General features: G+C 59.2%; 21 protein-coding genes. 14 read left to right on the top strand and 7 right to left on the bottom strand.

What is annotated here, in order from left to right; genetic code table 11:
- Positions 1-104: S4 domain-containing protein (locus ACM62Q_RS10805; RefSeq protein ID WP_415036461.1), on the bottom strand; the 104-nt coding region annotated here is incomplete at its 3' end.
- Positions 105-126: 22 nt separating this feature from the next.
- Here ACM62Q_RS10805 and ACM62Q_RS10810 point away from each other — a divergent pair.
- The 3 genes from ACM62Q_RS10810 to ACM62Q_RS10820 all read left to right on the top strand — a co-directional run bounded on the left by ACM62Q_RS10810 (position 127) and on the right by ACM62Q_RS10820 (position 2073).
- Positions 127-594, top strand: a complete 468-nt coding sequence (locus tag ACM62Q_RS10810; RefSeq protein ID WP_415036423.1) for an SRPBCC family protein — start codon at positions 127-129, stop codon at positions 592-594.
- A gap of 96 nt (positions 595-690) precedes the next feature.
- Entirely contained in the window at positions 691-1542 is an 852-nt protein-coding gene (locus ACM62Q_RS10815) for a GGDEF domain-containing protein (protein ID WP_415036425.1), read from the top strand.
- A 12-nt stretch (positions 1543-1554) separates the two neighbouring features.
- Complete coding sequence (locus tag ACM62Q_RS10820; RefSeq protein ID WP_415036427.1) at positions 1555-2073, top strand: hemerythrin domain-containing protein; 519 nt, start codon at positions 1555-1557, stop codon at positions 2071-2073.
- 11 nt (positions 2074-2084) lie between these two features.
- On the opposite strand, the gene ACM62Q_RS10825 is transcribed toward ACM62Q_RS10820, so the two are convergent.
- Positions 2085-3707, bottom strand: a complete 1623-nt coding sequence (locus ACM62Q_RS10825) for an ABC-F family ATPase (RefSeq protein WP_415036429.1) — start codon at positions 3705-3707, stop codon at positions 2085-2087.
- Positions 3708-3807: 100 nt separating this feature from the next.
- Between ACM62Q_RS10825 and gshA the strand changes: the two genes are divergently transcribed.
- From gshA to ccmI, 11 genes are all read left to right on the top strand, one after another.
- Positions 3808-5088, top strand: coding sequence for a glutamate--cysteine ligase (gene gshA / locus ACM62Q_RS10830; RefSeq protein ID WP_415036431.1), 1281 nt, complete (start codon positions 3808-3810; stop codon positions 5086-5088).
- A gap of 120 nt (positions 5089-5208) precedes the next feature.
- A complete protein-coding gene (gshB, locus tag ACM62Q_RS10835; protein WP_415036433.1) occupies positions 5209-6219 on the top strand; it encodes a glutathione synthase in 1011 nt (336 codons plus the stop codon).
- A gap of 109 nt (positions 6220-6328) precedes the next feature.
- Positions 6329-6943 carry a cytochrome c biogenesis heme-transporting ATPase CcmA gene (ccmA, locus tag ACM62Q_RS10840; RefSeq protein WP_415036435.1) on the top strand — a complete coding sequence of 205 codons (615 nt, stop codon included), beginning with the start codon at positions 6329-6331 and terminating at the stop codon, positions 6941-6943.
- 9 nt (positions 6944-6952) lie between these two features.
- Entirely contained in the window at positions 6953-7621 is a 669-nt protein-coding gene (gene ccmB / locus ACM62Q_RS10845) for a heme exporter protein CcmB (protein ID WP_415036437.1), read from the top strand.
- Positions 7618-8364 (top strand): heme ABC transporter permease CcmC, encoded by a 747-nt coding sequence (gene ccmC, locus ACM62Q_RS10850; RefSeq protein WP_415036439.1) that lies wholly within the window; start codon positions 7618-7620, stop codon positions 8362-8364. The genes ccmB and ccmC overlap by 4 nt, the downstream gene beginning before the upstream one ends.
- Positions 8361-8561: a heme exporter protein CcmD gene (gene ccmD, locus ACM62Q_RS10855; protein ID WP_415036441.1), complete on the top strand. Its 201-nt coding sequence runs from the start codon at positions 8361-8363 to the stop codon at positions 8559-8561. Before ccmC ends, ccmD begins: the two co-directional genes overlap by 4 nt.
- Positions 8558-9082: a cytochrome c maturation protein CcmE gene (gene ccmE, locus ACM62Q_RS10860; RefSeq protein ID WP_415036443.1), complete on the top strand. Its 525-nt coding sequence runs from the start codon at positions 8558-8560 to the stop codon at positions 9080-9082. Before ccmD ends, ccmE begins: the two co-directional genes overlap by 4 nt.
- A 2-nt stretch (positions 9083-9084) precedes the next feature.
- The gene (locus tag ACM62Q_RS10865; RefSeq protein ID WP_415036445.1) at positions 9085-11073 is read left to right on the top strand and encodes a heme lyase CcmF/NrfE family subunit; all 1989 of its coding nucleotides are present in this window, start codon (positions 9085-9087) and stop codon (positions 11071-11073) included.
- Entirely contained in the window at positions 11070-11657 is a 588-nt protein-coding gene (locus ACM62Q_RS10870; protein ID WP_415036447.1) for a DsbE family thiol:disulfide interchange protein, read from the top strand. Before ACM62Q_RS10865 ends, ACM62Q_RS10870 begins: the two co-directional genes overlap by 4 nt.
- Positions 11654-12133: a cytochrome c-type biogenesis protein gene (locus ACM62Q_RS10875; RefSeq protein WP_415036449.1), complete on the top strand. Its 480-nt coding sequence runs from the start codon at positions 11654-11656 to the stop codon at positions 12131-12133. Before ACM62Q_RS10870 ends, ACM62Q_RS10875 begins: the two co-directional genes overlap by 4 nt.
- On the top strand, positions 12130-12969 hold the full coding sequence (gene ccmI / locus ACM62Q_RS10880; RefSeq protein WP_415036451.1) for a c-type cytochrome biogenesis protein CcmI: 840 nt from the start codon (positions 12130-12132) through the stop codon (positions 12967-12969). The genes ACM62Q_RS10875 and ccmI overlap by 4 nt, the downstream gene beginning before the upstream one ends.
- Positions 12970-13064: 95 nt before the next feature.
- On the opposite strand, the gene ACM62Q_RS10885 is transcribed toward ccmI, so the two are convergent.
- The 5 genes from ACM62Q_RS10885 to ACM62Q_RS10905 form a co-directional block, all read right to left on the bottom strand.
- Positions 13065-13265: a hypothetical protein gene (locus tag ACM62Q_RS10885; protein WP_415036453.1), complete on the bottom strand. Its 201-nt coding sequence runs from the start codon at positions 13263-13265 to the stop codon at positions 13065-13067.
- 116 nt (positions 13266-13381) lie between these two features.
- A complete protein-coding gene (locus tag ACM62Q_RS10890) occupies positions 13382-15394 on the bottom strand; it encodes an acetyl-CoA carboxylase biotin carboxylase subunit (protein WP_415036455.1) in 2013 nt (670 codons plus the stop codon).
- 21 nt (positions 15395-15415) lie between these two features.
- The gene (locus ACM62Q_RS10895; protein ID WP_415036457.1) at positions 15416-16951 is read right to left on the bottom strand and encodes an acyl-CoA carboxylase subunit beta; all 1536 of its coding nucleotides are present in this window, start codon (positions 16949-16951) and stop codon (positions 15416-15418) included.
- An 18-nt stretch (positions 16952-16969) separates the two neighbouring features.
- Positions 16970-17968, bottom strand: coding sequence for a methylmalonyl Co-A mutase-associated GTPase MeaB (gene meaB, locus ACM62Q_RS10900; RefSeq protein WP_415036463.1), 999 nt, complete (start codon positions 17966-17968; stop codon positions 16970-16972).
- Positions 17969-17989: 21 nt separating this feature from the next.
- Positions 17990-18271: cobalamin-dependent protein (locus ACM62Q_RS10905; protein WP_415036459.1), on the bottom strand; the 282-nt coding region annotated here is incomplete at its 5' end.

Here is an 18271-nt window from a genome sequence, read left to right on the forward strand (position 1 = left end):
TCGCACAAAACGCCATTGACCGTGACGCGCCGGTGCCGGATCAGCACGCGGCAATCCTTGCGCGTGCCAAAGCCCTGGGATTGGAGGATTCGTTCGAGTTGCATGGCGGGATGCTACCATCGCCCCATGAAATTCGAACACCTGATTGCCATCAACGACCCCGGCAACCCTTTGTTGCAGCCGATGACGCGCGCGCAGCTGTGGCGCGGTCTGGAGTATCGGGTGGATAACCCCCTGCCTTTTTCGCCCGGTTTGCGCGCCTCTACCCTGCTCGAGCGCAGTTCGACGCAGGCGAAGCGCTTGCTCGATTTCGGCGCGGTCAAGCTCATCGATCAGGTTGGTCTGCGTCTTGGCGAGGCGGTTGATTTCGTCATCGCCCCAGGGCCGGAACACCCCGGCGGCAGCCTGTGCATCCGTATTGAAGAGCCGCTGCCAGAAGCGCTGTTTTTGCGCTTCACTTACCACACCACGCTGGAGCAAACGCACGGTGAGGATGCCGCCTATGTCGATTACGTCAAGGCGGCGTATCGAGATGCCGACATCGAATGTGTGCGTACCTTGCGTGAATTGCAAGCGGCCGGTTTGCTCGAATAGACGCCGCGTGCGGGCGAATTGTTTGCTTTGCGCGCTTGCCAGCTGGGGCAGATTCTTCGATGATGCGTCACACGGCATCGGAAGGGGACTGTATTCATGAATTTGCGTCAACTTGCCCTTTATCAGCCCGGCCGGCGCGGCAAGATTGGATTGTGGCTGGTCGCCCTGCTGGCGGTGGGTGTCATCAGTTATCTGAACGTGTGGAGCGGGCCGGCGTACGAGCTGCACATTTTCTTCATTTTGCCGGCGATGCTGATTGCCTGGTACGTCAGCCTGCCGCGCGCCTATCTTTTGGCAAGTATTACCGTGTTGCTCTGGCATATGACGGATCGCCAGCTGGGTGGGGAAAACAGCAGTGCTTGGCCGCTGATATTCAATACCTTGGTGCGCATCGCCATTCCCTTTAGCAGCATCTGGCTGTTGGGCAAAATTCGTGAAATTTTGCAGCGCGAAACCCGCTTGGCGCGCAATGATGCGCTGACCCATCTGCCCAATCGTTTTGGTTTTTTGCAAGACGGCGAGCTTTTGCTGCATCTGGCGCGCCGCCAGGGAACGCCGATCAGTGTGTTATTTATCGATCTCGACCATTTCAAACAGGTTAATGACGAATCCGGACATGAAACCGGAGATCGTTTGCTGCGCCGAGTGGCGGAAGTTTTGCAAAAACAGCTGCGCGCCAGCGATCTTGCGGGACGCCTGGGGGGAGATGAGTTTGTTTTGCTGCTGCCCGGGGCGGGCCAGGAGGCGGCCTTGGAGTATGCCGAAAAATTGCGTGAGCGCCTGCTTTTGGCCATGCGTGAAGCCTCGTGGCCAGTAACTTTTAGTATCGGTGTGGCAAGTTATGGGGTGCCGCCGGCAGAGTTGACCGTTATGCTGTGCGAGGCAGATCGTTTGATGTACGAAGTAAAAAACGGTGGCCGCGATGGTATTCGCAGCCAATCATTTTGATCGGGAGGGAGCATGTTCGGGTTTTTTCGTAAAAAAGAAAGTGCGGTAGCGCCAGCACCTGTCCTTGAGCAAGCGCCGCAATATCGGGCGGCACCGGGCACGGAAATTCGTTTTCAACCGGAACTGGTGCCGCAGTTAAAGGCAGATCATCAAAATTTGATCGGCCTGTATCTGGAAATCAAGGCGGCGTTCGAGGGCGGGGATTACGTCGAGGTGTCAAAAAAATTGACGCATTTTCGCAGCGGCTTGCAGGCGCATTTGCTGACCGAAAATGTGCGCTTGTACATCTACCTCAGCCACAGCCTGGCGAACGATGAAATCAATTCTGAACTGATTCATGAGTTTCGTCGCGAAATGGACGCTATCGCCCGGGTGGCGATGAATTTTCTCAAGAAATACGATGCAATCGGCGTCGATAACGAACTGGCGAAAGCGTTTGCCAAAGACTTCGCCACCATCGGCGAAGTTTTGACCGAGCGTATCGAAAAAGAAGAGCGGGTGCTTTACCCGCTCTATCTGCCCTATTACTGAAGGGCGCGGGCTCAGCCCTGCGCCAGGCAGCTGTCGAGATAATCTTCGTAGCCGCCCAGGTAATCGATGACGCGCCCGTCTTTGATTTCGAGCACGCGGGTGGCGAGCGAGGAAACGAATTCGCGGTCGTGGGAGACGAAAATCAGCGTGCCGGGGAATTTTTCCAGGCCGGCGTTCAGGGCTTCGATCGATTCCATGTCGAGGTGATTGGTCGGCTCGTCGAGAATCAGCACGTTCGTGCGCTCCAGCATCAAGCGGCCAAAGAGCATGCGCCCCTGCTCGCCACCGGAAATGACGTTGACCGGTTTTTTCTGCTCGTCGCCGGAAAACAATAAGCGCCCTAAGGTGCCGCGTACCAGGGTTTCCAGGTCGCCGCCGTCTTCGATACTGGCGCGGGCGTAGCCGGAAATCCATTCGGTCAGGCTTTCGTTGCCGGCAAAGTGTGCGGAGTGGTCTTGCGCGTAATAGCCGAGTTGGGCTTTTTCCGCCCATTTCAGGCTGCCGGCGTCGGGGGTGAGTTCACCCATCAGCAATTTGAGGAAGGTGGTTTTACCGACACCGTTTTCACCGATGACGGCGATTTTTTCGCCGCCGTTGATGCTCAGCGAGAGGCGGTCAAAAATTCTGCGCTCGCCGCCCGGGTAAGCGAAGGAGAGGTTTTCTATTTCCACCGCCTGCCGGTGCAGTTTTTGTTTCTCGTCGTAATCGAAGCGAATCCAGGGGTATTGGCGCGACGAGGGTTTGACGTCTTCCGGCTTGAGTTTGTCGATCAGCTTCATGCGGCTGGTCGCCTGCTTGGCCTTGGATTTGTTGGCTGAGAAGCGGCGCACGAAATCCTGCAATTCGGCGATGCGCTCCTTGGCTTTGGCGTTGGCCTGCGACTGACGGGCGCGGGCCTGTGCCGAGGCTTCCATGAAGTCGTCGTAATTGCCGGGGTAGAGCTGAATCTTGCCGTAATCCAGATCCGCCATGTGGGTGCACACCTGGTTGAGAAAGTGGCGGTCGTGGGAAATGATGATCATGGTGGAATTGCGCTCGTTGAGCACGTCTTCCAGCCAGCGGATGGTGTTGATGTCGAGGTTGTTGGTCGGCTCGTCGAGCAGCAGGATGTCCGGGTCGGCAAACAGCGCCTGGCAAAGCAGCACGCGCAGTTTCCAGCCGGGGGCGACTTCGCGCATCGGGCCGTTGTGTTGCTCGATAGGGATGCCCACTGCCAGCAACAATTCGCCGGCGCGGGCTTCGGCGGTGTAGCCGTCGTACTCGCCGACCTTTCCTTCGAGCTCGGCGGCGCGCATGTAGTCGTCCTCGCTGGCCTCCGGGTTGGCGTAAATGGCGTCGCGTTCCTGGATGGCGGCCCACAATTCTTCGTGGCCCATCATCACCACGTCGAGTACCCGCATGTCTTCGTAGGCGAATTGATCCTGGCGCAGATAGGCCATGCGCTCGGTGACTTCTTTGGAGACGTTGCCGGCGGAAGGCTCGAGCGCGCCGCACAGGATCTTCATGAAGGTCGATTTGCCCGCGCCGTTGGCCCCGATCAGGCCGTAGCGATAGCCCTCGCCGAACTTGACGTTGACGTTCTCAAAGAGGGGCTTGGCCCCGAATTGCATGGTGATGTTGGCAGCGACGAGCACGGCGGTCAGGCTCCGGCAAGAAACGAAGAACCGCGCATTTTACCCTTTTTGCCGGGGGCGGACGCGGTGTAACATCCGGCCATTATTTTGGAGAGATTCCATGGTTCCTCATCTCACCACCGCCTTGAGCGGCCCCTTGCTGGATCTGGAGCGGCGTTTTCTCGAGGCCAGTCCGGAAATCGAGCAATGGCTGCGCGGCCAGTGGAAAACGTATTCACCGCCTTTTTATTCTTCGGTCGATCTGCGCAATGCCGGATTCAAGCTGGCCCCGGTCGATACCAATTTGTTTCCTGGCGGCTTCAATAATCTCAATCCGGCTTTTTTGCCCCTGTGCATGCACGCGGCGATGAGCGCCATCGAAAAATTCTGCCCTTTTGCCAAGCGTCTGTTGCTGATTCCAGAAAATCACACACGCAATCAGTTTTATTTGCAGAACGTGGCGCAAATCGCCTACATGCTGCGCCAAACCGGCCTGGAAGTGCGCTTGGGTTCGCTCGCCCCGGAAATCACCGCGCCGATGGAAATTGAACTGAACAATGGGCAAAAGCTTTTACTGGAACCTTTGCTGCGCCAGGGCAACCGCCTCGGTGTGGCGGGTTTTGAGCCCTGTGCGATTTTGCTCAATAACGATTTGTCGGCAGGTATTCCGGCGATTTTGCAAGGCATTGAAGACCAGTTTGTCCTGCCGCCTTTGCACGCCGGCTGGGCGGTGCGCCGCAAATCCAACCATTTCACGGCCTACGACGAGGTTGCCAATGGTTTTGCCAAGGCGATCGGCATCGATCCCTGGCGCATCAATCCGACCTTTTCCCTGTGTCAGGCGGTGAATTTCCATGAGCGTCAGGGCGAGGAATGTCTGGCGGCCAATGTTGCCGGCGTGCTCGACATCGTGCGCGAAAAATACAAGGAATACGGCATCAGCGAAACGCCTTATGTCGTGGTCAAGGCCGATGCCGGCACCTATGGCATGAGTGTGATGACGGTGCGTGATGCTGATGAAGTGATTGCCTTGAACCGCAAGCAGCGTAACAAGATGAGCGTGGGCAAGGAGGGCATGGAAATTTCCCAAGTGCTGATCCAGGAAGGTGTGCATTCCTTTGAAACCGTCAATGAGGCGGTGGCCGAGCCGGTGGTGTATATGATCGACCGCTACGTCGTGGGCGGGTTTTATCGCGTGCATACCGGGCGCGGCAAGGACGAAAACCTCAACGCGCCGGGCATGCATTTCGAGCCGCTGGCCTTTGAAACCGGCTGCAATTTACCGGACCACCGTTGCGGCAACCCGGATGCGCCGCCCAACCGTTTTTACGCTTACGGCGTGGTCGCACGTCTGGCCTGTCTGGCGGCGGCGGTGGAATTGGCGAATACGGCACCGGCTTGATCTGGCGCGAAAAAACCGGCAGTTTGTGCGGGCTGGAGGCAGTGGTGTTTATGGCAGTTTTTGTGGTGATGCGGACTTGATAAAGCGCTTGCATCTAGGTGGAGGTCGTGTGCAGTGGTCATGCAGCTCAATTTCGACAAGGAAATTGCCGGACGCAGCGTCAGCCTGAAGCTGGGCTTCGTGACGGATCCTCTGGGTAGCCGGCGGGCCTATAACGATCCCGCCGTGGCCTTGATGCGGGCGGCGCAGAGTCATGGTCATGAGGTTTTTGCCATTCAGACGCCGAGCCTGAGCTGGCGGCGATCGGAGCCCGGGCATGTGGGCGGGGTGTTTGGTGAGGTTTTGCAGATGCACCTGCGCCCGGATGACCATGACTGGTATCGCGAAGTGGCGCGTGAGTGGCGGGCCTTGCGTTTTCTCGATGCGCTGGTCGTGTGCATCGATCCGCCGGCAGATGCTGAATTTTTTACCGCCACCTGGCTACTCGAGCGCGCCGAGGCCGATGGCTTGCGTGTGGTCAACCGGCCGCGGGCCTTGCGCGAGCATTCGGAAAAAATTGCCACCGCCGAATTTCCGCAATTTACGCCGACCACCTTGATCACCCGGCACCTGCGCCAACTGCGCGAATTCATCGACAACGAGCGCGATGTGATCCTGAAGCCCATAGACGGCGGGGCCAAGGTGCGTGTTTTTCGGGTGCATCGCAACGACCGCAACCGTAACGCCATTGCTGAGGCACTGAGCGACGACGGCCGGCGCACCATCATTGCCCAGCGTTATCTGCCGGAAATAGATCAGGGCGACAAGCGGATTTTGCTCATTGCCGGCAAGGTCGTGCCTTGGTGTCTGGCGCGTATTCCGCGGGCCGGCGAAACGCGCGGCAGCCTTGCCGCCGGCGGTACGGGCGTGGCGCAGGAGTTATCGGCGCGCGATCGGGAAATCGCCGAAACCCTGGCCCCCGTGTTGCTCAAACGCGGTTTGTTGCTGGTCGGTCTCGATGTGATCGGCGATTACCTGACGGGAATCAACGTCAGCCATCCGGCCGGGATGGTGGAGTTGCGTCAGCAATGTGGTTTCGATGCTGCCGGGGCCAGCATCAGCGCGATCGAGCGAATCTGCGGTTTGAGTTGAACGGGTATGGGCCGGCATTTTTTTCCAGTTTGATTCGTCTTAATCTGCCGCTACACTTGCGCCTCCATAATTTACCTACCTTGATTCCGGGGTGTACCCCGCTTTTGCCATGCTCGAAGCCGACAATTTGGAGTGCCTGCGCGGTGATAACCGCCTTTTTGCGGGCCTGAGCTTTTGCTTGGCACCCGGGGAGCTGATTTATTTGCAGGGGCGTAATGGCGCGGGCAAAACCAGTTTGCTGCGCATGCTGATTGGTCTTTTGCCGCCCGAACAAGGTGAAATTCGCTGGCAAGGCAAGCCGATTCGCCAGCAAACTGAGGAATTTCATGCGGCGCTTTGCTATCTCGGTCATCACAATGCGATCAAGGAAGAATTGACGCCGCTGGAAAATTTTCAGCACGCGGCGCGTTTTGCCGGGCAGGCGCTGGACGAAGAGGCGGCGCTCGATGCGCTGGCCCAGGTCGGGCTGGCCGGGCGCGAGGATTTGCCCTGCCGTTATTTGTCGCAAGGGCAGAAACGCCGGGTCGCACTGGCGCGCTTGGTGGTCGATCGGCGTCCGCTCTGGGTGCTGGACGAGCCTTTTGTGGCGCTCGACGTGGGCGCGGTGGATTGGTTGGCCGGCATCATTTCCGGGTGTTTGCAGCGCGGCGGCATGGCGATCATGACGACACACCAGGCGGTGGACATTCCCGCCGGCACGGTGCGCGAATTGCGGATCGGCTGAGGAGAGGGCGTGTTCAGAATCATTTTTTCCGTCATCGCCCGGGATCTGCAGCTGGCCATGCGCCGGCAGGCGGATATTGTTTCGGCGCTGTTTTTCTTCATTATCGTGGTCAGTCTTTTTCCCTTGGGGATCGGCCCGGAAACGGATCTTTTACGCAAACTCGCGCCCGGTGTGCTGTGGGTGGCAGCGCTGTTGGCCACCATGCTTTCTCTGCCGCGTCTTTTTGCCGATGATTACCGCGACGGCACGCTGGAGCAACTCGCCCTTTCGCCCTACCCGCTGGGCTTGATCGTGACCGGCAAAGTCATTGCGCACTGGCTGGTTTCCGGCTTGCCGCTGGCCTTGATCGCGCCGGTTTTGGGCGTGCAGTTCGATCTCTCTGCAGAGGCCCTGTGGCTGCTCGTTCTGACCATCTTGCTCGGTACGCCGGCGCTTTCGGGGATCGGTGCCATTGGTGCGGCGCTGACCCTGGGGGTGCGCGGCGGTGGGGTACTACTTTCCCTTTTGGTTCTCCCGCTCTACGTTCCGGTGTTAATATTCGGCGCTGGCGCAGTTGAAGCCACGGTGTCCGGTCTCGGGGGGGATGGACATCTCTCGTTGCTTGCTGCCATGACCACCGCCGCAATCGGCTTTGCCCCCTGGGCATCGGCCGCGGCCTTGAAAATTGCCCTCGAATGATCGATCGCTTCAACTTATACCGTTTCGCTTCCCCCGCTACCTTTTATCCACTCGCCGGCAAGCTGATTCCCTGGTTTGCCGCCGCTGGCGTGCTGTTCGGGCTGGCCGGTCTGTATATCGGCATGCTGGTGGCCCCCATCGACTTCCAGCAAGGCGAGGGCTACCGCATCATCTTCATCCATGTGCCGACTTCCTGGATGAGCATGTTCATCTACCTGGTCATGGCATTTTGGGCGGCGATCGGTCTGGCTTTCAATACGCGTCTCTCCGGCATGATGGCGCAGGCGCTCGCTCCGACCGGCGCACTCATGGCTTTTCTCTCCTTGTGGACCGGCGCGCTGTGGGGCAAACCGATGTGGGGCACCTGGTGGGTGTGGGACGCCCGCTTGACTTCGGAATTGATCCTGCTCTTTCTCTACATCGGCTATATGGCGCTGACCGCAGCCATTGACGATGCGCGCCGCGCCGACAAGGCGGGCGGCATTCTGCTCCTGGTCGGTGTGGTCAATATCCCCATCATTTACTTCTCGGTGAAGTGGTGGAACACCCTGCACCAAGGCTCCAGCGTCAATCTGACCAAGTCGGCGATGGCTGAAATCATGCTCTGGGGCATGCTGCTGATGGCGCTGGCATTTTGGATGTACGCCATTGCCGTGGCGCTGGCGCGGGTGCGCACCCTGATGCTGGAGCGCGAGCGCAACGCCGACTGGGTGAAAAAAGCTTTGTACGGAGATAAGGCATGATTTACTGGAACAGCTTGGGCGATTTTCTCGCCATGGGCGGCTATGGGCTTTACGTCTGGGGCAGCTTCGGCGTCACGGCGCTGCTCATGGTGATCGAACCCCTCCTCGTTGCCCGCAATCAGCGGGCAAGTGTGGCGCGCCTCAAGCGTCAGTTGCGTGCCGAAGGGCAGGCAGAAATCCGGAGCGCTGCAGTATGAAATTGCGTCATAAAAAACTTGCCCTGATCGGCGGCGCGCTCGCCCTGATCGGCATCATCGCGGCCTTGGTGTTGAATGCCCTGAACAGCAATATCGCGCTCTATATTTCGCCGACCGATGTCAAAAACGGCAAGGCACCGACCGATAAGCTCTTTCGCATCGGCGGTTTGGTCAAAGAGGCCAGCATCCAGCGCCAGGCGGACGGCGTAACGATTCGCTTCATCGTGACCGACACCGAAAATGAAATCGCCGTCGATTACGTCGGCATCCTGCCCGACCTTTTCATGGAAGGTAAGGGGGCGGTGGCGCAAGGCCGTATGCAGGAAAATGGCATTTTCAAGGCCCAGGAAGTGCTCGCCAAACACGACGAAAATTACATGCCGCCGGAAGCGGCGCAAGCTCTGAACGACGCGCACGAGCGCGGTTTGGAAAAAATGGCCGATCCGGCGACAAAGCCTGAGGAAACCAGCGCAGCGGCCGCACCGGCGAGCAGCGAAACCACCCCGAAAGCGAGTCACTGAGCATGGTTCCTGAACTTGGTCATTTCGCGCTCATATTGGCGGCGCTGGTCAGCCTCTTGCTCGGTACGCTGCCCCTGATCGGCGCGCATCGCGGCCACGCCGCCTGGATTGCGCTCGCCCGTCCGGCGACCACGGCCTATGCCTTGCTGACGACGATATCTTTTCTCTGCCTGACCTGGGCTTTTGCGCACAACGATTTTTCCGTGGTCTATGTGGCGCAGCATTCCAACTCCCTGCTGCCCATGGCCTACCGTATTTCGGCCGTGTGGGGCGGGCATGAAGGCTCTTTGCTCCTGTGGATGCTGATGCTTTCCTGGTGGGCGCTGGGCGTGCGTCTGTTCTCCCGGCAGCTGCCGGAAGTCATGCTGGCGCGCGTGCTGGGCACCTTGGGTTTGGTTTCCTTTGGTTTCCTGCTCTTCATCTTATTTACCTCCAATCCGTTTGAGCGCCTGCTGCCCGCCGTTGCGGAAGGGCGCGACCTCAACCCGCTGTTGCAGGATCCCGGCCTGGTCATTCATCCGCCCCTGCTCTATATGGGCTACGTCGGTTTTTCGGTGGCCTACGCCTTTGCCATTGCCGCCTTGCTTTCGGGCAAGCTCGATGCCGCCTGGGCGCGCTGGTCGCGGCCATGGACCACGGCGGCTTGGGTGTTCCTCACTCTGGGTATCGCTATGGGTTCGTGGTGGGCTTACTACGAACTGGGTTGGGGCGGTTGGTGGTTCTGGGACCCGGTAGAAAACGCCTCCTTCATGCCTTGGCTGGTGGGCACGGCCTTGATCCATTCGCTGGCGGCAACGGAAAAACGCGGCAGTTTCAAAAACTGGACGGTGCTTTTGGCGATTTCTGCGTTCTCGCTTTCCCTGCTCGGCACCTTCCTCGTACGCTCCGGTGTGCTCACCTCGGTGCACGCTTTTGCTACCGACCCGACGCGCGGCGTGTTCATCTTGATTTTCCTGGTGGCGGTGATTGGTTCCTCGCTCGCCCTGTTTGCCTGGCGCGCACCGAGCGTAGGCCTGGGCGGGAAGTTTGCCCTGGTCTCGCGCGAATCCTTGCTCCTGACCAATAATGTTTTGCTGGTTGTGGCCTGCGCGACTGTTTTGCTGGGGACTTTGTATCCGCTTTTGGTTGATGCCTTGGGTGTGGGAAAAATTTCCGTCGGCCAGCCTTATTTTGACGCGGTTTTTGTGCCGGTCATGACCCCCGTACTTTTTTTGATCGGCATTACCCCCTTTGCGCGCTGGAAATCGGCTTCGTTTGCCGAAATTTTGCGCACCACGCGCTGGGCCTTTCTCTGCGCCGTGCTCGTGGCGATAGCCCTGCCCTTGCTTTATGGGCAGTGGAAAGCCATGACGGCGCTGGGCCTGTTGCTGGCGGCCTGGATTGCCTTTACGGCCCTGCTCAGCTTCGTCCAGCGGGTACAGGCCACACGCGGTGAGCGCGGCTTTTTTGCGGCGGCTTTTGCCCAACCGGCAGCCTTCATGGGCATGCATCTGGCGCATATCGGGGTGGCCGTGTTCGTAGTCGGCGTTACGATGGTGACGAGCTTTGAGCAGGAAAAGGATGTCAAGCTTGGCCCGGGTGAAAGCGTCGATGTTGGCGGTTACCACTTCACTTTCAAGGGCGTGCGTTCGGTGGAGGGGCCAAACTATCAGGCCGCGCAAGGCGAATTCGAGCTCAGCGAACAAGGGCGTGTATTACGCAACTTGCATCCAGAAAAGCGCAATTATTTTTCTTCGATGATGCCGATGACCGAAGCTGCCATCGATGCCAGCCTGCTGCGCGATGTTTATGTTTCCTTGGGTGAGCCAATCAACCCGGATCAACCGGAAGGCGACTGGGCCGTGCGCGTGTATTACAAACCTTTCGTCGACTGGATCTGGGGCGGCAGCGCCCTCATGGCCTTGGGCGGCCTGCTGGCCATGCTCGATCGGCGTTACCGTAAGCGCCGTCAGGCGGCATCATCCGAACAGCAAGGGGAGCGGCTGGCATGAACCGTTATTTCTGGATTCTCGGCGCTTTCATTGCCTTGGCGGCCTTGCTCGCCGTCGGTTTGAACCTGAACCCGCGCGAAGTGCCTTCGCCCTTGGTGGGCAAACCAGCGCCTGCGTTCAAGCTCGCCGTGCTCGGCAAAGAAGGCGAAACCATGGGGCCACAAGCCATGCAGGGCAAGGTCTGGCTGCTCAATGTCTGGGCCAGCTGGTGCGTTTCCTGCCGTCAGGAGCATCCGGTGCTGGTCGATTTTTCCCGGCGCGGTAACGGCACCCCGATCATCGGTTTGAATTACAAGGAATTGCGCGGCGACGGCGAAATCGACATGCGCCGGCTGGCACCCGAGCAGGAGGTGCCCTTGGCACTGGAGCGTGCCGCCGGCTGGCTGCAGCAGCACGGCGACCCTTACCAACTGACGGTGATGGACATCGACGGCCGTGTGGGGATCGATTACGGCGTGTATGGCGTGCCAGAAACCTATGTCATCGATAAAACCGGGGTGATTCGCATGAAACATACCGGGCCGGTGTCGCCTAAAATTCTGAACGAAAAAATCCTGCCCCTGGTTGCGGAGCTGAACCGATGAGAGCGCTTTATTTTGCAAGTTTGCTCCTTGGTTTGTGGATGGCCCCGGCGCACGCCTCTTCGACCTACGAAGCCGCCATTGCCGACGATCCGGTGGCAGAAAAGCGCTTGCAGGCCTTGTCGAAGGAATTGCGCTGTCTGGTCTGCCAGAACGAAACCATTGCCGATTCCAATGCTGAACTGGCTGTCGATCTGCGCCGCGAAATTCGCGGCATGATTCACGATGGTCGTTCGGACAATGAAATACTTGAATTCATGGTGACCCGTTACGGTGATTTCGTGCTCTACCGCCCGCCGGTAAAAGCAATCACCCTGCTGCTCTGGGGTGGGCCGATCGCATTGTTGCTGATTGCCGTGCTGGCGCTGCGCAGCTACCTCAAGCGGCGCAGCCTGTTGCTTGCCAAAACGGATAAACCGCTGAGCGCCGATGAAATGCGCCGCGCCGAAGCGCTTTTGAAGGAACTCGATCCAAAATGACCCCGTTTGCCGTTTTTGCCTTCCTCCTCCTTCTGACTGCCTTGGCGATTCTGCTGCCGGGTTTGCTTTTTGGCCGCCGTCGCCGCGCCGTCGATGCCGACCGCAAGGCCACCAATCTGGGCATTTACCGTGATCAACTAACCGAGCTCGAACGCGAACGGGCTGAAGGCAGTCTCGCCGCCGAGGACTTTGTTCAAGCCAAAACCGAGCTGCAGCGGCGTATGCTGGAAGAAGTAGGCACGCAAGATGAGCTCGCCGCAGATAGCGTGCAGCGCAGTCGCCCAACCGCCTGGTTCATTCTGCTCGCTCTGCCTTTGCTGGGGGCGGCGGGTTACGCCTTGCTGGGTAATCCGGCGGCGCTCAATCCGGAAAAAATCGCGGCACAAAAACAAATGACGGCGGAAGACATCGACGCCATGGTGCAAAAGCTTGCGGCCCGTTTGCAGGAAAATCCAGACGACACGAACGGCTGGCTGATGCTCGCTCGCTCTTACAAGATGCTCAGCCGTTATGAAGAGGCTGCTGCCGCCTACGCCAAAGCAGAAAAAGCCGTGCGCGAAGATCCGGAATTGCTCGCCAGTTACGCAGAAACGCTTGCCATGGCGAGCGGCACGGGGCTGCAGGGTAAATCGCTGGAGCTCGTCAATGCCGCCTTGCAACTCGACCCCAAACACGCCCATTCCCTCTTCCTCGCGGGCATGGCCGCCATGGAGCGCGGTGAGCATCCCGCCGCCATCGCCTATTGGGAAAGCTTATTGACGCAAGTCGAGCCGGGTTCGGAGCTTGATCAAATGCTGCGCCAGGGCATTGAACAGATGAAAGCGAAGGGGAAGTAGGCGCGTTTTACTGGCGTACACAACAAAAAACCCGCGGCATATGCGGGTTTTTTGTTGTGTACGCCGTGTGTTGCGTCCCCTGTGCCTGGCAAGATTCAATCGGTTTTTTTCGTTTCAGCTTCATCTTCGCTGACGACGGCGCGTACGCCGGCGGCGGCAACATCAACCGTTGTACCGACGACGGTGGCACCGACCTTGACCGTCGTGGCGACCACGGAAACGGCGGCATCGGCCACTGTCACGACGGCGCAGGCGGAGCACAGCAGACTGAGGGCGATAAGGCTCAGTGTTTTCACTGCGACAGCTGCTCCTGGGGGCTGTTGGGGGAATATACAAAATCCCTGCCGGGCTGAGAGCTGCGGCAGGGATTTGCGTGGGGCTTCCCGACAGCAAGTGCCGGGAATGGTAAACGTCACTCGAATTCGATGATGACTTGATCCACCGACAGGCTCTCGCCCACGGTGCCGGTAATTTTCTTCACCTTGCAGTCTTGCTCGGCCTTGAGGATGTTTTCCATCTTCATGGCTTCGATCACCGCCAGTTTTTCGCCGGCTTTGACTTCCTGGCCGACTTGTACGGCCACTTCGCGCAGCAGGCCCGGCATGGGCGAGAGCAGGAATTTGGAGAGGTCGGGAGCCGGTTTTTCCGGCATCAGGGCGAGCAGTTCGGCGGCGCGGGCGCTCATCACCATGAAGTCGGCGCGCGAGCCCCAGTGGTAGATGATGTACTTCGTTTTGTGGCGCTCGACTTGCAGGGTGAAGGGTTTGCCATTGCAGGTGCCGGTAAACAGGGTTTCGCCCAGCTTCCATTCGGAGCGGATTTCGTAGGGCTTGCCTTCGTATTCGACGTAGTAGCCGCCAGCGATGGGGCGAGCGATGACCGGGTGATTTTCCTTCTCTTCACCCTTGAGGCGCACCACCATCCACTGGTCGCCGACGATGCGCTCGTGGCCTTGCAGCTGGCCGGAAATAGAGGCCGAGCGATCGGTAAAGGCGCGATACACATAGGCGGCCACAGAAACCAGCAGGGCCGGGTTGTCGTGCGGCACCATGGAGGAATCAAAACCCTTCGGGTATTCCTTGGCGATGAAACCGGTGTCAAACATCCCCGACTGGAAGCGCGGATGCTGCATCAGCGCGGCCTGGAAGGGGATGTTCGAGGAGATGCCGCGAATCACGAAACTGTTGAGCGCCTGGCGCATACGGGCAATCGCCGCATTGCGGTCTTTCGCATGGACGATTAGCTTGGCGATCATCGAGTCGTAGAACATCGAAATCTCGCCGCCGTCATAGACGCCCGTATCGACGCGGGTGCTGCCGTCGTTATCGGTTTCTTCGGCGGGCGGCAGGAATTTCACCAGACGACCGGTTGAAGGCAGGAAGCCGCGGAAGGGGTCTTCGGCATTGATGCGGCATTCCATCGACCAGCCGTTGATCTTGACGTCAGCCTGGCTGATCGGCAGTTTTTCGCCGTAGGCGACGCGGATCATCTGCTCGACCAGATCCAGGCCGGTGATCAGTTCGGTGACCGGGTGCTCCACCTGCAGGCGGGTGTTCATTTCCAGGAAATAGAATTCCTTGGTCGCCCCAGAAACGACGAATTCGACCGTGCCGGCCGATTCGTAATTGACCGCGCGGGCTAGGGCGACGGCCTGTTCGCCCATGGCTTTGCGCATTTCGGGATCGACGAAGGGGCTCGGCGCCTCTTCGATGACCTTTTGGTGGCGGCGCTGGATCGAGCAGTCGCGCTCGTTCAGATAGACGTAGTTGCCGTGCGAATCACCGAGCACCTGAATTTCGATGTGGCGCGGTTCGAGCACGTATTTTTCGATGAAGACGCGGTCGTCGCCGAAGGAGTTGCGCGCCTCATTGACGCAGGAAGAAAAACCTTCGTGCGCTTCAGCATCGTTGTAAGCAACGCGCAGACCCTTGCCGCCGCCGCCGGCAGAAGCCTTGATCATCACCGGGTAACCGATGCCCTGGGCGATTTTTACGGCCTCATCCGGGCCGGCGATGGCATCGTTATAGCCGGGAATGGTGTTGACCTGGGCTTCGATTGCGAGTTTTTTCGACTCGATCTTGTCGCCCATTTTGGCCACCGAATAATGCTTCGGGCCGATGAATTTGATGCCGGCTTCTTCCAGGCGACGCGAGAATTCGGCGTTCTCGGAAAGAAAACCATAGCCCGGGTGCACGGCTTCGGCACCGGTTTGCTGGCAGGCGGCGATGATCTTGTCCATCACCAGATAGGATTCTTTCGAGGCCGCCGGGCCGATGCAAACGGCTTCGTCGGCCTGCATGACGTGCAGTGCGTCCTTGTCCGCTTCGGAATAGACGGCCACGGTGGCGATGCCCATTTTCTTGGCGGTCTTGATGACACGGCAAGCGATTTCGCCGCGATTGGCAATGAGAATTTTCTTGAACATGTTTCTTTTTCTCCCTGACGCTTACAGAGGAATGTTGCCGTGCTTGCGCCACGGATTGTCGAGTTGTTTGTCGCGCAGCATGGCCAGCGAGCGGCAAATGCGTTTGCGGGTGGCGTGCGGCATGATGACATCGTCGATGAAGCCGCGCGCGCCGGCAACGAAGGGGTTGGCGAACTTTTCCTTGTACTCGGCTTCGCGTTCGGCGAGTTTGGCTGGATCGTTCTTTTCTTCGCGGAAGATGATTTCTACCGCACCTTTCGGGCCCATCACGGCGATTTCCGCCGTCGGCCAGGCCAGGTTCACGTCGCCGCGCAGGTGTTTCGAGCTCATCACGTCGTAAGCGCCGCCATAGGCTTTGCGGGTAATCACGGTGACTTTCGGCACGGTGCATTCGGCATAGGCGTAAAGGAGTTTTGCGCCATGCTTGATGATGCCGCCGTATTCTTGTGCGGTGCCCGGCATGAAGCCCGGCACATCGACGAAGGTGACGACCGGAATGTTGAAAGCATCGCAAAAACGCACAAAGCGGGCAGCCTTGATCGCCGATTTGATGTCCAGACAGCCAGCCAGCACCAGCGGTTGATTGGCGACGATGCCGACCGGGTGGCCGTCCATGCGGCCGAAACCGATGATGATGTTCTTGGCGTAATCGGCCTGCAGCTCGAAGAAATCGTTGTCATCGACCACCTTGATGATCAATTCCTTCATGTCGTAGGGCTTGTTTGGATTGTCCGGCACCAGGGTGTCGAGCGAATGGTCGAAGCGTTCGGCCGGGTCGTTGGTCGGCGTCACCGGCGGTTTTTCGCGGTTGTTGGCCGGAATGAAATTCATGAAACGGCGCAGCATGGAGAGGGCTTCGACGTCGTTTTCGAAGGCCAGATCGGCGACGCCGGATTTGCTGGTGTGGGTGATGGCACCGCCCAGTTCTTCGGCGGTAACGTCCTCGTGGGTGACGGTTTTGACCACTTCCGGGCCGGTCACGAACATGTAGGAGGAATCCTTGACCATGAAGATGAAATCGGTCATCGACGGCGAATACACCGCGCCGCCGGCGCACGGCCCCATGATCATGGAGATTTGCGGCACGACGCCGGAGGCCATGACGTTACGTTGGAAAACATCGGCGTAACCGCCGAGCGAGGCGACGCCTTCCTGAATGCGCGCGCCGCCCGAGTCGTTGAGACCGATCACCGGTGCGCCGACCTTCATGGCGTGGTCCATCACCTTGCAGATTTTTTCGGCGTGGGTTTCCGAGAGCGAGCCGCCAAAAACGGTGAAATCTTGCGAGAAAACGAAGACCAGACGCCCGTTGATGGTGCCGTAGCCCACCACCACGCCGTCGCCCGGGGTTTTTTCCGACTGGTCCATGCCGAAATCGATGCAACGATGTTCCTTGAACATGTCCCATTCTTCGAAAGAACCCGGATCGAGCAGCAGTTCGATCCGCTCGCGGGCGGTCAGCTTGCCTTTTTTGTGCTGGCTGTCGATACGTTTCTGGCCACCGCCAAGGCGGGCCAGTTCACGCTTTTTTTCTAGCTGGCGGATGATGTTGTGCATAAAAACTCCTCGAATGAATCAGGATTGCAAGTGGTTAAGCAGGGTGCGGGCAGCACTGGCCGGTGTCGTCTGGCCGGCGCTGACCGCCGTGATGAGCGCGGGCAGGTCGGCCTGCACGCTGGGATGGTGTCGAAAATGCTGGCGCAGGCCGGCATCGATCATTTGCCACATCCAGGCCAGTGCCTGTTGCTGGCGCTTGGCGGCAAATTCGCCGGTGGGGGTCAAGGCGGCCTGGAATTTTTCTACCTCGGCCCAAAATTCGGCGATGCCTTGTTTTTGCAGCGCCGAGGCGGTGATGACGGGCGGTGCCCAGTTGGGCGAGGCGGTGCGCAACATGTGCAGGGCGTTACGCCACTGCGCCCGCACGACGGCGGTGGTTTGCGGCTGGATGTCGGCTTTGTTGATGACCACCATGTCAGCGATTTCGACGATGCCTTTTTTGATCGCCTGCAAATCATCGCCGGCGTTCGGCAGTTGCAGCAGACAGAACATGTCCACCATGCCAGCGACCGTGGTTTCGCTTTGGCCGACACCGACCGTTTCGACGATGATGACATCGTAGCCGGCGGCCTCGCAGAGCAGCATGGCCTCACGCGTTTTTTCCGCGACTCCGCCCAGCGAACCAGCCGACGGACTGGGGCGGATAAAGGCCTCTTCGCGCTGGGAGAGTAATTCCATGCGCGTTTTGTCGCCGAGAATGGAGCCGCCCGTCACGCTCGAAGAAGGGTCGATCGCCAGCACGGCAAGTTTCTTGCCCTGTTCGATCAGCCACACCCCGAGCGCTTCGATGAAGGTCGACTTGCCCGCCCCCGGCACTCCGGAAATTCCCACCCGAATGGCCCGCCCGGTGTGCGGCAGGAGGCTGTTGAGCAGCGCCTGGGCCCGCTGCTGATGATCGGCGCGGGTCGATTCGATGAGGGTGATCGCCTTGGCCAGCGCGCGCCGTTGGCCAGCCAGCACGCCGCTGGCCAGTTGCTGGTCAGTGGCGGGCAGGTCGCTACCCGGAGCGGAGGTCAGCTGTGTCACGCAAACGCCGTTTCAGGAACGTGCTTTCTTGATTTCTTCCAGCACCTTGCGGGCGGAATCCTCGATCCGCGTGCCGGGGCCGAAGATGGCTTTGGCACCGGCGGTGTAGAGCGCATCGTAATCCTGGGCCGGAATCACGCCGCCGGCGAAGACGATGATGTCGTCGGCACCTTGGGCGCGCAGGGCGGCGATGATCTGCGGCACCAGGGTCTTGTGGCCGGCAGCGAGCGAGGAGCAGCCGATGGCGTGCACGTCGTTTTCGATGGCCTGACGGGCGGCTTCTTCCGGGGTCTG

The sequence above is a fragment of the Azonexus sp. genome (assembly GCF_047638095.1).
Taxonomy (GTDB): Bacteria; Pseudomonadota; Gammaproteobacteria; order Burkholderiales; family Rhodocyclaceae; genus Azonexus.

Bases quoted from the DNA above. Each gene is read 5' to 3' on its own strand.
- ACM62Q_RS10810 (WP_415036423.1), top strand. From the start codon at position 127: ATGAAATTCGAACACCTGATTGCCATCAACGACCCCGGCAACCCTTTG.
- ACM62Q_RS10815 (WP_415036425.1), top strand. From the start codon at position 691: ATGAATTTGCGTCAACTTGCCCTTTATCAGCCCGGCCGGCGCGGCAAG.
- ACM62Q_RS10820 (WP_415036427.1), top strand. From the start codon at position 1,555: ATGTTCGGGTTTTTTCGTAAAAAAGAAAGTGCGGTAGCGCCAGCACCT.
- gshA (WP_415036431.1), top strand. From the start codon at position 3,808: ATGGTTCCTCATCTCACCACCGCCTTGAGCGGCCCCTTGCTGGATCTG.
- gshB (WP_415036433.1), top strand. From the start codon at position 5,209: ATGCAGCTCAATTTCGACAAGGAAATTGCCGGACGCAGCGTCAGCCTG.
- ccmA (WP_415036435.1), top strand. From the start codon at position 6,329: ATGCTCGAAGCCGACAATTTGGAGTGCCTGCGCGGTGATAACCGCCTT.
- ccmC (WP_415036439.1), top strand. From the start codon at position 7,618: ATGATCGATCGCTTCAACTTATACCGTTTCGCTTCCCCCGCTACCTTT.
- ccmD (WP_415036441.1), top strand. From the start codon at position 8,361: ATGATTTACTGGAACAGCTTGGGCGATTTTCTCGCCATGGGCGGCTAT.
- ccmE (WP_415036443.1), top strand. From the start codon at position 8,558: ATGAAATTGCGTCATAAAAAACTTGCCCTGATCGGCGGCGCGCTCGCC.
- ACM62Q_RS10865 (WP_415036445.1), top strand. From the start codon at position 9,085: ATGGTTCCTGAACTTGGTCATTTCGCGCTCATATTGGCGGCGCTGGTC.
- ACM62Q_RS10870 (WP_415036447.1), top strand. From the start codon at position 11,070: ATGAACCGTTATTTCTGGATTCTCGGCGCTTTCATTGCCTTGGCGGCC.
- ACM62Q_RS10875 (WP_415036449.1), top strand. From the start codon at position 11,654: ATGAGAGCGCTTTATTTTGCAAGTTTGCTCCTTGGTTTGTGGATGGCC.
- ccmI (WP_415036451.1), top strand. From the start codon at position 12,130: ATGACCCCGTTTGCCGTTTTTGCCTTCCTCCTCCTTCTGACTGCCTTG.
- ACM62Q_RS10890 (WP_415036455.1), bottom strand. From the start codon at position 15,394: ATGTTCAAGAAAATTCTCATTGCCAATCGCGGCGAAATCGCTTGCCGT.
- ACM62Q_RS10895 (WP_415036457.1), bottom strand. From the start codon at position 16,951: ATGCACAACATCATCCGCCAGCTAGAAAAAAAGCGTGAACTGGCCCGC.